Source organism: Dyadobacter sp. CY345, assembly GCF_021502725.1.
In the GTDB taxonomy this organism is placed as follows: Bacteria; Bacteroidota; Bacteroidia; order Cytophagales; family Spirosomataceae; genus Dyadobacter.
In genome coordinates, this window is record NZ_JAKFFS010000004.1 from 560,428 (window position 1) to 575,313 (window position 14,886).

The 14,886-nt window shown below is 35.3% G+C and carries 9 protein-coding genes; 3 read left to right on the forward strand and 6 right to left on the reverse strand.

Features of this window, described 5'->3' with window-relative positions:
- The first annotated feature begins 107 nt into the window (after nt 1-107).
- Nucleotides 108-509: a hypothetical protein gene (locus L0657_RS19750; RefSeq protein WP_235152479.1), complete on the forward strand. Its 402-nt coding sequence runs from the start codon at nt 108-110 to the stop codon at nt 507-509.
- A 225-nt stretch (nt 510-734) separates the two neighbouring features.
- Nucleotides 735-1,130, forward strand: a complete 396-nt coding sequence (locus tag L0657_RS19755; RefSeq protein WP_235152480.1) for a hypothetical protein — start codon at nt 735-737, stop codon at nt 1,128-1,130.
- A gap of 90 nt (nt 1,131-1,220) precedes the next feature.
- Here the strand turns inward: L0657_RS19755 and L0657_RS19760 are convergent, their stop codons facing one another.
- From L0657_RS19760 to L0657_RS19785, 6 genes are all read right to left on the reverse strand, one after another.
- Nucleotides 1,221-1,883: a hypothetical protein gene (locus L0657_RS19760; RefSeq protein ID WP_235152481.1), complete on the reverse strand. Its 663-nt coding sequence runs from the start codon at nt 1,881-1,883 to the stop codon at nt 1,221-1,223.
- Nucleotides 1,884-1,977: 94 nt separating this feature from the next.
- Nucleotides 1,978-2,580: a hypothetical protein gene (locus tag L0657_RS19765; RefSeq protein ID WP_235152482.1), complete on the reverse strand. Its 603-nt coding sequence runs from the start codon at nt 2,578-2,580 to the stop codon at nt 1,978-1,980.
- Nucleotides 2,581-2,616: 36 nt separating this feature from the next.
- On the reverse strand, nt 2,617-3,303 hold the full coding sequence (locus L0657_RS19770; RefSeq protein ID WP_235152483.1) for a M48 family metallopeptidase: 687 nt from the start codon (nt 3,301-3,303) through the stop codon (nt 2,617-2,619).
- Complete coding sequence (locus L0657_RS19775) at nt 3,296-6,463, reverse strand: type I restriction endonuclease subunit R (protein ID WP_235152484.1); 3,168 nt, start codon at nt 6,461-6,463, stop codon at nt 3,296-3,298. The genes L0657_RS19770 and L0657_RS19775 overlap by 8 nt, the downstream gene beginning before the upstream one ends.
- A 14-nt stretch (nt 6,464-6,477) precedes the next feature.
- Nucleotides 6,478-7,776 carry a restriction endonuclease subunit S gene (locus tag L0657_RS19780; protein WP_235152485.1) on the reverse strand — a complete coding sequence of 433 codons (1,299 nt, stop codon included), beginning with the start codon at nt 7,774-7,776 and terminating at the stop codon, nt 6,478-6,480.
- Nucleotides 7,773-9,362, reverse strand: a complete 1,590-nt coding sequence (locus L0657_RS19785) for a class I SAM-dependent DNA methyltransferase (protein ID WP_235152486.1) — start codon at nt 9,360-9,362, stop codon at nt 7,773-7,775. The genes L0657_RS19780 and L0657_RS19785 overlap by 4 nt, the downstream gene beginning before the upstream one ends.
- Before the next feature lie 308 nt (nt 9,363-9,670).
- Here L0657_RS19785 and L0657_RS19790 point away from each other — a divergent pair, with 308 nt between their 5' ends.
- Nucleotides 9,671-14,869, forward strand: a complete 5,199-nt coding sequence (locus L0657_RS19790) for an AAA domain-containing protein (RefSeq protein ID WP_235152487.1) — start codon at nt 9,671-9,673, stop codon at nt 14,867-14,869.
- The last annotated feature ends 17 nt before the right edge of the window (nt 14,870-14,886 follow it).

Consider the following 14,886-nt stretch of genomic DNA (forward strand, 5'->3'; position numbering starts at 1 on the left):
AATACTATTACTCCCACCTTTATTGTAACCGTTAACTAAGTTATAAAATTACCGTCTAAGATAAAGTCGTAATATTACTGTTCGATATCAATCCTCTATTAAAATTTATGAAATCATTCTTTTACTCATTTCTCTTTTTGACGTTAGTTACGTCTTCATCTTTCGCTCAGAGTTATTATAGTCAACCTTCACAACGGAGCAGTAATTCAAGAATTAATACAAGTGGTGGATATGTAAATCCAAATACGAATTACAACAACGGGTATACAAAGCAGAACGGCTCTTACGTACAACCCCATTACAAAACTCAGTCAAATCAAACGAATCTTGATAATTATTCGACTCAGGATAATGTAAATCCGTACACCTCAGAAAAAGGGTCAAAAGCGAAAGATTATTCCATCGACGCTTACAATTATGGTTCTGGAAAAACAATACAGACCGGAGAAAGAGGTGGTCAATATTACATTAATGATAATGGGAATAAGGTATACGTACCTAAACGCTAACCATCCATCAAAGTTTATCTCCTACTATTTACTTTATAACTCCTCATTTTGATGAAGAATTACCTTTTACCGTGCATTTTACTTTTTATAGTTTTTTCAATCTGTAGCTGCAGTCAATCCCGTTACATTACAGAGAGACAAATCAAGACAAATATCGAGAAACACGAAGTCGGAAAACAAAGCAATATTCGTACATACAGCATATTTAAGGGAAATACAGTTGGCATGGCTCGATATGTAGAATTAACCGGTTATAAGCAAAATTTAGAGAAAGGTTTGATTATCGGTGCTGATAGGGATTATGTTACAAGAGTGAGGTACAAAGGTGCTATTGCTGTGTCAGAATACACCAATTTTGATTTCATACACTTATCTATTGATCAAACAAAAAGTATTCTTTCCAACTACTCTGTCTTGCTTGAAAAGATCAAAAAGGAAAAACCAAAAGCTAACGAAGAAATTTATCACGACTTCACGGTTTCAAAAGAATGTTTTATAAGTTTCAGAAGAACAAGCGTTGGAAACAATACCGAATATATCTACTTATGGATCAACGATGAGAAGTATCAGCTTCGGACAGCTGTTTTGATCAATAAATTAAAAAAGTTTATAGCTTACTGAGTATAATAATTAGTTTAAACTGTTATTTCAAACACCTGAGCCCAACCAAAACATTTCACCTATATGGATAATTGTCTTGGTTGGGTTTAATTAATAATTGAATTTTCGATTCGCATAAAGTCGATAGATGCAGTCTTTTTTATCTTCACAGTAGGTTTTACCCCAAGTAAAATGAATATAGAAATATCTTTTTGAAGTGAACCCCATGAATATATCACCGAATATTCCATCTTCAAACCGTACCTGAATTTTATAATGTTTCCCAAAAAACAGTTCATAGGATTCTTTTGGAGTTGATTCTGTATAGTTTGGGATTTTATTAACCCCGACTGAGGCGTTTGTTTGAACAGATTGACTAGCTATATATTTTTTCTCAAGGAATTGAAAAACATCATGAATCGTATTAAGTTCAATTCCTGTTTTCGTTTCATTTATAAAGAATAAAAAACCTTCCGCTCCATCTAATTTGAGTGCCATTATTTGGTCATCAACGAAAGCTTGTTTTAAAAGAAGTGTCCGGTTTCCGGATTCAATCAAAATAGAGTCATTACCCAAATACTCCCAAGCACCCTTACTGACAATTCCATTCTCGGATACTAACAGAATTCCACCAGTCCTAAATATGTAAACTGTTTTTGATACTGCTATTTCTCCCATTGATACCCAATGGTGATTGGTTAATATAGTAAGATCGTCGAGTTGTTTGCTGAATTTTTGAATCTTAGGAATAATATCTGCTAAAAACGTCTTCATTAAAATTCTGTTATTATATAAGAGTTGAGGTAGTATTCACTTGACAAAGCCGATTAAAACAACGATAAAACAGTAACCAAATCTGAAAAAAACTTTAAAGCATTGAAGTTCTTTCGATTCTTCCGTTTACAACATGGATATAAAATAATGTATCTATTTTATATTTTCCAGTCTTAGCAAATATGCCATTGATATAGACTAAATCTCCTTTAAACGGTGTATTTTCAGTAGTTAGATGCTTGATAACTAAAATACTATTGCCAATATGGATCTCTGTATCGCGTTTACCGTTAGCTATATTATAAGGAGCGGACTGATTTAAAATCTTGTTTTGAAAGTATTTGTCTACATCCAGATCAGGGATGATATTTTGATTTACAAGAGTCAAATAGTCGCGTCCGCCATCAACCTTAAGAATAAGCACTGCTTCGTCCAGAAAACAATGATTAAATAATTTTGCGGTAGAATTAACTTCAATAAGTATCGAGTTTGCTTTGTTTAGAAGTTCCCATTTCCCGATTGACACATTACCATTTTCTGAGACCAGTATGGAGTTGTCTTTTCTGAAAATCAACTTCTTAAATGAGTTAAATTCGTTTTCTTGAACCCAAGGTTCATCCAGTAAAACTGAAAGCTTGTCAAGTTTTTCTGAATATTTTGCAATACTCGGTAAAATTCCTTCAATAAATATTTTCATAGTTTTAGAAAGGGTTGTGATGTTAATTGTTACTCCTTAATTTTTTTCCACCCGCTCATTCAACTCCTTCCAGTTAGGGACATGAGTCGACAGTTCTGCCCAAAACTGTTTCGAGTGATCTTTTACCTTCGTATGACAAAGTTCGTGTACGATCAAATAATCGATCAACGAATAGGGAAGTTTTATCGCTGCGGGGTTGATCGTAATTACATTTTTTCCGGAACAATTACCCCAACTCTTTTCAAGTTTTCGAAATTTTAGACCTTCATAGATTAAACCCGTTTGTTTTGAAAACTTCTTAACTCTCGGGGTAATTTTTTCGACAGCGCGTTCCTGGTAAAAGAGCTCGATTGAATTTTGAATCTCGGATTGCTCCATGTCAGGAAAAGGTAAAAGAATTTTAAACTTAGAGTGATTGAAGTCGATTCGCAGTTCTTTTAGTTCTTTCTGTACGATAACCTCCACGTAATATGACCTACCTAGATAAGTAATCCGAGAACCAGTTACTATTTTTTCATCTTCTTTTACTGAAACCAGATTAAGTTTGTCCAGAATCCACCGCGCTTTCTTTAATATGAGCTTGTCGGATTTCTCGACAGGAATTGCTTTTCCTTTAAGGATTACCCCTATATTCTTTTCTACGGTGATATAGTGTGATTTCAGACTGTCATTTTCATGAAAGCTGTATTCGATAAAAGTTGATCCGTATTTAACCTTACGCATTTTTGTTATTTCTTAAAACCTCTACCAGTTCTTTTGCTTTTGACTTTGCATCCGATCTTTCCATTTTGGTCTTAAGATAACGAACTAGTTTATTTTCTATGTCATTAATTACCATTCCTTTTGTTTCCCATCCTACGATGTTCAGTTCACCATTTATTAAGTCAAACAAAGTTCTGGTGGCATCTTCTGCGTCTTCCTGATAAATTACTTTCATTGAGGAATACACAGCACGCTGCTGTTCGGTCACGAAACCCTTTTGTTCACTTTCCTTATGTGACTGAATGATTTCATCCTGGATCTTCTCAAACTCTGCTAGTAATGACAGTTGAGACAGACGACCTTCTTCATGTTCCTTGATTAACTGCTCCAACCTTTCAGCAAGTGGTTTGTAGAAATCCGGGTTCTTATCAAGATTTACTTTTATAGTGTGTTTAAGGTGGTTACGCATTTTCAGCTCCTTCGTAGCAGGAGAAACATTCAGTATCTCTTCTTTGAATTTTTCTCTGTCAATGATAGAGATTGGTTCCTGTAAAAGATTTCTAACCCCGGAGGATTTCAAATGCTCATCAATGAGTCCTTGTAAAAGAAGACTTTCATCCTTACTAACCTTAAACCCGTCATCATCAGGATACATGTTCCTCGCCATTTTCTTGATTTCATTGTAAAGCTTGAAATCATTGAAATACACCATTGCTCTTGTATCCGGTAATACTATTCCTATGGATTTGTTAAACTGTTTTAGAAGGTCTTTGAATTTGTCACGCTTATCAGGTTGATCAATATAATTGACTGCTTCCTCCATGAATTTACCCCTGTTGTATTCTTTGGAAACCTTCAAAGGTTTGAAGAAATCAACAAGTTTTGTATGGTTTAACTCCAACTGAGGGAACTCTTCGTTGATATTTTTAAGCACATCATCCGGACGAATATCACCGGAAAATATTTTCAATGCTTCAAGCAAATGATTAGTTATACCATTGTAATCCATGATATAACCTGCATCTTTCCGTTTCCCGCTGCGATTTACCCGTGCTATTGCTTGTAAAAGTGTATGTTCTCTTAATGGTTTTTCAAGATATAAACAGGACGCAATAGGTGCATCATATCCGGTGAGAAGCATGTCCGAAACAATCAGAATTGCAGTATTGTCATACTTCTTCTTTCCTGACTTTTCCGTCTCGTTTTCATTTCCAAAAGGAAGTTTATAATTCTCAGTTGCGGTTTTAACTTGTTCCGGAGCGACAATCCAAATGGGTTTCGGATCTTCTTTATGCGTTTTATTCCATTCGATTGCTTCATAATATTCCTTTGCAACATGGTCAGACTTAGGAATACCAATGCTGACAATTACTTTGGTGTCGAAATTGTGGAAACCTGATTCTTTTAATGCTTCAAATGCTTGTTTGTATCGGATAGCAGCAGGTCTACCGTCACATACAAAAAGCGCTTTATGACCGTTAGGAAATATCTTTTCCCTAAAATGGGTGATTGCGTGTTTGGCAATATCATTGACTCTCTCCTTTGAAAACTGGTATTTTTTAAGTGCTACCTGTTTTAATTTGTCCTTCTTTTCTTCTGGTTCGTGTCCAAACTTTGCTTCAAACTCAGCATCAAGTTCTGTTTTGCGTATATCTAGTTTAGCTATACCCTCATCATATAAAAGCTCTACTGTTGATCCATCTGCTACGGATTCCTTAATCGTGTAGACATCAATGTATTCTCCACCATAAAATTCACCCAACGTAGATTTGTCTTCTTTGGAAATTGGTGTACCGGTAAAAGCAATGAACTTTGCATGTGGTAGTGCGTTACGCATAAAAGATGCCAGAAACCCGTAATGTGTACGATGTGCTTCATCTACCAGTACATATAGGTTTTCTTTTTGAGAAAGTTCTTCAAGTACTACCTCTTCACGCTCACGTTCTATCCACTTCCCGTTTTCTAAAACCTTTGTGATTTTAATGAGATTCTTGTCCTGAATATGTTTTTCAATCCTGACGTTCTCCTTTTCTTCTAGTTCTGTTTGGTCCTCGTCTGTGGTCGCTTCTTTATTTGTTTCCTGAAACTTCTGGATTGTCGTGGTGATAATGCCACCGTAATCATTTCTCAAAAGTTTGTCCAGGTGAATTACAGATCCAGCATGTTTGACATTTTTCAAACCAACGTTACCAAAAGTTGTAGTGATTTGACTGTCCAGATCTTTACGATCCGTCATAATAATTACCGTAGGATTGTTGAAACCGTATTCAGGTGCTTGTAGTTTTCTGGTAACGTATGCCATGGTAATGGATTTACCAGATCCTTGTGTATGCCACACGACACCACCTTTACCTTCCTGTAATTTTTTGATCGTATTATTTGTAGCACGTATCTGCTGATAACGTGGAAGTTTCTTAATCGTTCTACCTTCTTCTTTTTCAAAGATGACAAAGTGGCGAATGATGTCCAGTAGCTTTTCTTTTTGAAAAAGGTTATAAATCAGTTTGTCCTGTTCCGTTGTTACTCCTTCAACGATTTCATTTTTGGGTGTCCGGAACACTGAATAAAATGCTTGTGATGCACTTATTGCTCCATAACGACCACCAACTTTCCATATTCCTGCACAAATCTGGTTATAATGAAACAGTCTTTCATTTAGATCCTGATATGCATGAAGATCACTGTAAGCAGAATCCCATGCAGTGGTAGCAGTTGGTGATTTACATTCCAGTATAGCTATCGGAATACCATTTACATAGACTACCAGATCAGGAATGGAATGATTTCCAATTCTGCTTAAATACCGGAATTGATTTACCACCAGAAAATCATTGTTCTCTGGATTCTGATAATCAATATATGAAACCGTCCTAAATTCTTCTACTCCTTCAAATTCCTGTTTTAAAGTAAATGATGCACCCCGGATTAATTCCCAAATCTGTTCATTAATTTCCATCAAGGATGAACCTTGAACAGTAGTGATCTTGTCGTAAGCTTTAAAGAGGTTGCTGTCGTCAATCCACGGATTAAGTTTCCGGATTGAAGAAATCAATCTCTTTTTAAATATTACTTCTGAAAGATCGTTTCGCTCATCACTTTCCTTTCCGTTTAGGTATTGATACCCTAATCGCTGAAAAAGTTGAATTGCAGGAAGTTCACTGTAAAGGTATTCATCACTCATAACGGAGGTTTTACTTAGGCAATTTCGAGTTCAGGTTGAAACACTCTTACCTTTCCAGTAAGTAACTCTTGCATTAATCCTTTTTTTAGTTCTTGGTAATTTTTCTTTTTTTCTTGAAGAATTTCAATCTTATCATCAATTGTCGATAATGTAATTGCAATTTTCTCCTGCTCTTCTATATTTGGTAAGATAACCTTTATACCATTAATTGCTTTTAAAACCAACCTTCTAATGGCACTACCAGACGTTAACCCTTCCAACTGTTTGAAGAAAATATCTGATTTCAGAAATTGACACACGTAGTCTGGAAACGCAAGTGCTGTATTTAATCTTATTATCGCGATTGAGGATAATAGTACCAAGTTCTGATCACCTTTATAAACAAATGTTTTACCAATGGTACCATCTTTTGATAAAAGAATATCTTCTCTTTTTGGACTACATCCATTTCTAGCTAATACTTCATACTCTTCCTTAGAAATATGAACACATGTTGAAAGATTGAATTGCTTAAACCTCATATCTTTCACGGTAGCAATTAGGTATCCTGTGTCTTTTTGTGGAATGGGTGAAAAGTGACTTCCGTCAGTGACTTTGTCGCTTATTGATCCTAGTTTAACAACCTCCCAACCCTCTGGAATCTCACCCAATACAGAATCCTTAAACTTCGTATGACCAATACCTCGCGTCAGCAGCTTTTGCATTAACCCTTTTTTGAGTTCACGAGTTTGAGTGATCTGTGCATCAATGACTTCTATCTTTTCATCAACGGTGCTTAGGATGGTTGCGATTTTTTGTTGTTCTGGAAGGGGTGGAAGAAGAATAATAAACTCTTTAATCTGTCCCTGCGAAATCATTGGAACTGCCGTTGAAGTAGTTATTTTTTCAATCTCTTTTTGAATAATTTCACCAGATAATGAATAATAAAGGAACTGGTTACAACAATTGATATTTTTAAGTAATACCATGCTTGGATTGATCGTTGCAGGTTCACTTAATTCTTTAACTATTGCAACTTTTCCAAGACTACCTCTTTGCACCATTAGAATATCTCCAATTTCAACCTTGATTTCAGGGGACTCCTCATACTTTTCCCAACTTATATATTCTGGATCAATAAAATTAAGTTTGTTGTTCTTATTTATATGTTTTGCCCCAATTGTAAGTGCACCATTTCCTTTTTGTACTAGATCACTTTTGGTGTATCCTCTAAAACCAATCCTTCCTTTTACAGAAGCAATTTGGTTTAACTTAATGGACTGCCATTTTTCAGGAAGCTTTGAAATTTCAATTATTTCAGAATTAACTTTCATAATCCAATTTCTAGTAAATAGTTAAACAATTTTTCATCAATTTCTTTTTCTCTTGCTTCAAGTTCCAGGATCGTATCTTTTACCTGATGCAGATTTACTTCCACTTCTGTTTCGCTGGTGTCAATATATCTGCTTATATTCAGGTTATAATCGTTTCCTACAATTTCTTCCAGGTCTACAATCCGTGCATACTTTTCATTTGGAATATCTTCAAGGTTGGTCGTCACAAAATGATCGTAGGTAGAAACAATTTTACTAATGTTAAGCTCTATCAACTCATTCTGGTTTTTACCTTCCTTATACTCATTACTCGCATCAATGATCACCACCTTATTTTTCAGATGTGCATCTTTGCTTTTGTTGATGATCCAGATACTTGCAGGGATACCAGTATTGTAAAACAAAGCAGAAGGTAATCCTACAATACATTCTATTAAATCAGCTTTTAGAAGTTTCTCACGAATCGCTCCTTCTGTTCCACTTCTAAACAAAGTACCATGAGGTAATACAACACCTGCTTTACCATCTTGCTTTAATACTGCAATCATGTGTTGCAAAAATGCAGTATCAGCATATCCACGCGGGGGAATTCCATACTGAAATCTCCCATAAGGATCTACAACGGTCTTTTGATAGTTTGGAGTAAGTTTTTTCTCATTTCCATCTTTATCGACTTTTACCTCCTGACTTGTTTCTGCACTAATCCACCAACCATCCTGAGAAAATGGAGGGTTGGCAATAACCCTGTCAAAAAGCATTAACTCGTTATCCTCATTCTTATGTTTTGGATCATTGAGAGTATCTCCTTTACGCAAGTCTGCATCATTATAATTGTGCAGCAACATATTCATTTTACCAATGGCCCAGGTACCAAGATTCTTTTCCTGTCCATAAAGTGAAATGTTGATGTTATTACCAACTTTTCCATCTGGAAGTTCTGCTACATATTTTGCAGATTCAATGAGCATACCACCACTACCACAGGTAGGATCGTAAATCTTTTGTTTTGGTTGAGGTTTGATAAGACGTACTATTGTTTGTACGACACCGCGTGGAGAATAAAACTCACCACCTTTTTTACCAGCATCATCTGCAAACTGTTTGATCAGGTATTCGTAAGCGTCACCTAATAAATCCGGAGTATATAAATCCTGATTTTTAAGACTGTATTTGTTAAAATGACTTAGTAAGCGTTGAAGAACTTCATCACTAAGTTTTTCCTTGTCCCCGAATTTGGTAGAAGTAAGTACACCTTCAAGGTTGTTAAGACCTTTGTTATTGTCGCGTTCAATCGCTGCAAATGCAATGTCCAGAGCAATACCAATATTCTCAGTAAACTTCTTTATTTCATCCCAACGAGCTTCCTGAGGCACTTTAAAGTAAGTTTCATCCTCAGCATCTTCACGGGAAATACCATCATGTTCGACGATCGCATCTACCTCTTCAGTATGTACATCATTAACACGTTTCAGGAAAAGTAAACCAAAGATGTAATTCTTAAAATCGGAGCTATCAATGCTCCCACGTAATATATTAGCAGAATCCCATAACCAGGATTCAAGGGTTTGAAGGTCAAGTTTTGACATTGGAAAATTTGAGCGGGTACAATTAATCAAAAAAGCGCAAAGATACCGGAAATTACTTTTCGTCCGTGGAGATTTCGGGTTTTAAATTTTAGTAACTACCGTTAACTAAGTTTACCCAACCAAACCAAGTAGATGTATATAGGGGGATGTTTTGGTTGGGTAGGAAAGTTTAACTTTACAGGTTACATGAATATGTCAATTCGAACAAGTAACTTGAAAATCTTATAGGCAGAGGGATGCTTTGCCTTAACTCTATTAGACGACACCAATTTTTAACAATTTTAGAATTATTCCCTGCTTCCTCAACGATGAATAAAAGTAAATACCTCCAAATATTTAATTATCTACTAGAATTTTCGAAGCTTAGAACTACTACAATACGTGATATTGAAAGTTCAGAAAGTAATTATCCAGAAATCCTATGGCTTGCTGACATACCAAAATATGAAACTTCAGATTGTATAACATTTCCTGATTACGATGCTGATGCAGATTACTGGCTGAAAGTTTCGAAACCGAGAAATGAACCATTGATTCCAAAGCTTACTATAAAAGATCCTTTAAAAGAATGGGTCGAAGAAGAGACGTTACTTGATGAGATTAAAAAACCTCAGTTAAAGGTAAGTATTGTTAAAAACGAAGTTACACTACTGCTTGTCGACCATAATGAAATTCAGGAGAAATTTGATGAATACATCGAAAATCAATGGTTAAGCGATCTTGGAAAGTATAAGCTTGTCCTTGAGGAATATAAAAAGTTAAAAGCGGAGTACGATAAAAAAAATAAAGTCTTCAAACAACTATTCAAAATCTACAACAAAGCTCAGCAGTTTGGTGAGGAATTTGAACTAGTAATAGGTGTTGGTTTACTACGGTTTAGAGCAAATAGTGAATCGCCTCAGATTAGCAGACATATATTCACTTCGAAGACAGAAATAATATTTGAAACTTCGCAACGCGAGTCTTTTATAAAGGTAGTTTTTGGTACTGATAGTGAGATACAAATTGAAACAGATCCTATAATTGACTTACCTGATCAATTTGAATCCTCAGATATAATCGAAGCAGAACAGGCTACTATTGGTTTCATTAACAACAGGAATTTTAGAGACAATATATTTGATAAGCAGATGCTTGATGCTATTCAGATATTTGCAGACCGAATAAGTACAGATGGAACAGCAATAGATGATCTTGAAAGACCACGTGAAGTTGCTATCAAACCCACACTTTACTTTGCTCCTGCGTTAATGCTTCGTAAAAGAAACACAAGAAGTGTTACAGCAGTCTTTGAAAAAATCATTTTAAACCTAACGAATGCAGATGAATTACTAAATATTCCTTCTCTTAACGATCTGATCGGTGATTCTGATTTAGTTCAATCATTAATGCAATCAGATGAAGAAAAGCATGATTCAAATACACTCGGTGCAGGCATTTCAGAAGACAAAACCATTTATTTTCCGAAAAAATACAATGACGAGCAAATTGAAATTGTTGATAAGCTAAGAAAAAATAGCATGGTTGTAGTTCAGGGACCTCCCGGAACTGGAAAATCACATACAATCGCGAATTTGATTTGTCACCTGTTAGCAAATGGTAAAAAAATATTAGTTACTGCTTACAAAAAGAGAGCTCTTGAAGTATTAAAGGAAAAGCTCCCAGGGGACTTTCAAAATCTAGCTGTCAACCTTCTGAGTGGAGATGCAACTTCAATACAGGATCTTGAATCGAGTGTAAATGCGATCAACGACAAGATTGCATCAACGACCGATTTAGAGAAATTTAAACGGGAGATACAGTTGCTGTCAGGGGAGCTAAAAGAAACAAAACAAAAGCTTGCCTTTACGAATCAAGAATACTTAAAGGTTAAGGAGCAAAACACCTGGAAGCATAGACTAAACCAAAATTACATAGGTACTTTATCCTTCGTCGCCGAAAAAATTGAGCAAGATTCGCAAGCGTTTTCTTGGTATCAGGATGATTTTTGTGATCTGAATTACAATGTTTTACTGAAAGACATTGACAAATTTGTAAAACTCCATGATCACCACAAAATCAAAGATAACTCACCTTTAGATCTTAAATTACCTACCAGAGATAATCTAATAACACCAGCAAAAATTAGAGAGTATAAAAAGGTTAGTGACGAATTTCAAAGGAGTGCGCAATCCGGAATAATGCACACAATTGTTTCGAGTAATAATTTGAAAGAAACGAAAAGCTTTCTGGAAGAATTAAGACAGATTACACTTAAAATTGAAAACCTAAATCTCGTTTTTAAACAAAATATAATAAACGATTTACCAAACAGAAAGTCACTTTGGCAGGAAAGAATCTCCAAATCAAAGGAAGTATTATCTCATTTTTCCGATGATCGTTTACTAAGCTTTGATAAAAAATTTGATGTCAAATATCCTACTGACAAAAGCTGGATCCAATTAAATGGGGATGCGGAAACTTTACTATCACATCTAAAAAGCGGTGGAAGTTTATCAGGGATAATGTTTAACATCAAGAAGGCATTGCTTCCAAAAAACATAAAAGAGAAATTATACTTTATTGAACAAGTCACAGTTAATGGAAGTCCATGTGATACCATTGAAGAATTTGAAAATGTAATAGTTGACATAAGGATTAAACAAGAATTTGAACAGTTAGCTGATTTCTGGAAGGAACCGAACGTTTTGGCAAGTTCAAATTTTGAGAAAGTAAACTTTTACAATCAATTATTAACAGAATATCACGAGTTGATTACCTGTATTGAAAGTGCTGCAAAATTCAAATTACAAATAGAATCATCTTCTTCAATTGTATTACCAAATTTAAACATTTCGCTTATACAACACCTTATAAAGGACGTGGATTACAGCTTGCTAGCGTCCCATTTTAGAGAACAGACTGAAAATATAGGCGTCATCCGTAAAGCATTAAGTAGTCCATATTTCCATCCAATTACTGTTGTAATTAGTTCCACGATTAGTTCGTTAGACAGCGAAATTTACGAGCAGAATCTGCTTGCCCTGGATACACTTCAACGAGAAAAGGACGAATACCAAATTTATAAATCACTAAGAGACAATCTGATTGTCAGTGTTCCTACACTTATAAAAGAAATTATGGGGAACTCATCAATGGTTCAACACTTGCCAAATCTTGAATCCGCAATTTTATATAAACACGCATGTACTGAACTATCAAAACTCTTGCAAATAGACCGTGGAACAATGCTGATTGCAGAATTGAAACAACTGGAAGATCGGGAGGAAAAACTTATATCTAAAATCGGAGCAGACAAAGCATGGTTACATGTGCTGGAAGGTCTAAATAGTAATTCCAATTTACGTCGTCATTTGCAAGCTTGGGTACAAGCAGTAAAGAAAATTGGTAAAACCGGTGTGGGGAAAAGAGCTTTGAAATTCCGCAAAGAAGCTCAAACTCAAATGGAACAATGTCAGGAATCAGTTCCTTGTTGGATTATGCCATTATATAAAGTTGCGGAAACGATAGAACCGCGACAAGGTATGTATGACTACGTTATTATAGATGAAGCCAGTCAACTTGGTCCCGATGCTATATTCCTGATGTATATTTCTAAGAATATAATTATCGTAGGTGATGACAAACAAACCTCCCCTGAGTATGTCGGGGTAGATCCAAATTTGATGACTCCATATATTAAAAAACATTTAGCAGAGATCCCATTTAGTACCTTTTACGGAACGGAAACGAGCTTTTTTGATCATGCAAAAATATTCTGTGATGGAATGACTGTTCTCCGTGAGCATTTTAGATGTATGCCAGAAATAATAGAATTTTGCAACAAGCATTTTTACGCACCCGAAGGGAAAGGTCTTTATCCATTAAAGCAATATTCCGAAAATAGACTTGAACCACTAATGACCGTTTTCTGTCAAAGTGGATTTATAGACGGGTCTGGATCAAGTATTACTAATCAATTTGAAGCTGAACAGATTGCCAGTCAGATAGCAAAACTTATTAAAGAAGAAAAATATAAGAATAAAACGATAGGAGTTATTGCCTTACAAGGGAATAAGCAAGCGTCAGTAATTGATAATCTTATTGTACAAAAAATAGGAGAATTAGAATACAAAAAAAGAGATATTGTTTGTGGTAACTCTGCTAGTTTTCAAGGCGACGAAAGGGATATTATGTTTTTAAGTTTAGTTACTGCAACAAATCATTTAAGGAGAATGCCGTTAACAAAACCGGAAGACGAAAGAAGATTTAACGTTGCTGTAAGTAGAGCAAAGGAACAGATTTGGCTTTTTCATTCAATACAGCTGGACAATTTAAGTAATACGGATGATTTAAGATACAAAATCCTTGATCACTTTCAGAACCATCGACCACAAGTAATTCCTTCTCAAAAACTAATAGAAAGAAAATTAGGTAACCAACCGGAACCGTTTGATAGCTGGTTTGAGGTGGACGTATATAACGATATCGTTGCAAAAGGTTATAAGTCAATTCCTCAGTACGAAGTTGCTAAGGGAAGGTACAGATTAGACTTGGTGGTTGTTCTGGGAAATGGTAAGAAAATTGCTATCGAATGTGATGGAGATAAATTCCACGCAGCTGAACATCTTCAAAATGATATGATGCGACAAAAAGTACTTGAAAGAACTGGATGGCAGTTTTTCAGAGTTCGGGGTGGGGAATATTATTCAAATAGGAAGAAAGCAATGGAACCACTATGGGATTTGCTTACTCAGAATGATATTTATTCTCAGCCAATTAATTTCACAATTGAACCGGAGATAAACGAAACGGAGCAAGAGAATCTGGAATATTCCCTGATGGTCTACTCTGACGAAGTTGTACAAACCTACAATTCCAATGTGACGTTTAAGCAAGGCGATTTATTTGAGTCAAAAGATCAAATCACGATTGACTTTTCCGATTCCCAAATCACTTGGGTAAATACATTGGTTAAATCCGCTGACGATGTTTTCAATTGTCCGGAATTATTAGTTTTCTCATCACATCAAAACGTATACAAGTTTCATAATCAAGGTTATAAAGATCAAACTCAACTTTTCGAACAAATTGATTTTGGACAAGGTGAAGTGCCAATCTATGTCACCGGAACACATGATTATTCTGGTTTTCTTTTAGTTGCGTTTGAAAACGGAAAGTCTGCAAAGATTGCTTTTGACGGATATAAGACGGAACAAAACAGAAAAAGATTAAGAAACGCTTATAATGCAGAATCTAATTTAATTTTCATCGAACATATTGAAGAGGATATCGATTTGGTGGCAGTAAGTAGTATTAAAAAGTTAATGCTATTTAACACTGCAAAAATTAATCCTGTTGACAGTAAAGTTTCTAAGGGTGTTCAGGTTATGATATCCAAAGACAGAAGTACTATGGTGGGAGTTAAAAAGCTGGATGAAGTACAGTTACAAGATGCGGAATATTACCGTAAAAATGGACTTCTGAGCGCAGTTGGATTTTTCCTTAAACCAGGAGATATAATCTAATACTGCCACGCAATAAA

What these genes read in the sequence shown, in the direction of transcription:
- L0657_RS19750 (WP_235152479.1), top strand. Translation starts at nt 108, where the DNA reads ATGAAATCATTCTTTTACTCATTTCTCTTTTTGACGTTAGTTACGTCT.
- L0657_RS19755 (WP_235152480.1), top strand. Translation starts at nt 735, where the DNA reads ATGGCTCGATATGTAGAATTAACCGGTTATAAGCAAAATTTAGAGAAA.
- L0657_RS19760 (WP_235152481.1), bottom strand. Translation starts at nt 1,883, where the DNA reads ATGAAGACGTTTTTAGCAGATATTATTCCTAAGATTCAAAAATTCAGC.
- L0657_RS19765 (WP_235152482.1), bottom strand. Translation starts at nt 2,580, where the DNA reads ATGAAAATATTTATTGAAGGAATTTTACCGAGTATTGCAAAATATTCA.
- L0657_RS19770 (WP_235152483.1), bottom strand. Translation starts at nt 3,303, where the DNA reads ATGCGTAAGGTTAAATACGGATCAACTTTTATCGAATACAGCTTTCAT.
- L0657_RS19775 (WP_235152484.1), bottom strand. Translation starts at nt 6,463, where the DNA reads ATGAGTGATGAATACCTTTACAGTGAACTTCCTGCAATTCAACTTTTT.
- L0657_RS19780 (WP_235152485.1), bottom strand. Translation starts at nt 7,776, where the DNA reads ATGAAAGTTAATTCTGAAATAATTGAAATTTCAAAGCTTCCTGAAAAA.
- L0657_RS19785 (WP_235152486.1), bottom strand. Translation starts at nt 9,362, where the DNA reads ATGTCAAAACTTGACCTTCAAACCCTTGAATCCTGGTTATGGGATTCT.
- L0657_RS19790 (WP_235152487.1), top strand. Translation starts at nt 9,671, where the DNA reads ATGAATAAAAGTAAATACCTCCAAATATTTAATTATCTACTAGAATTT.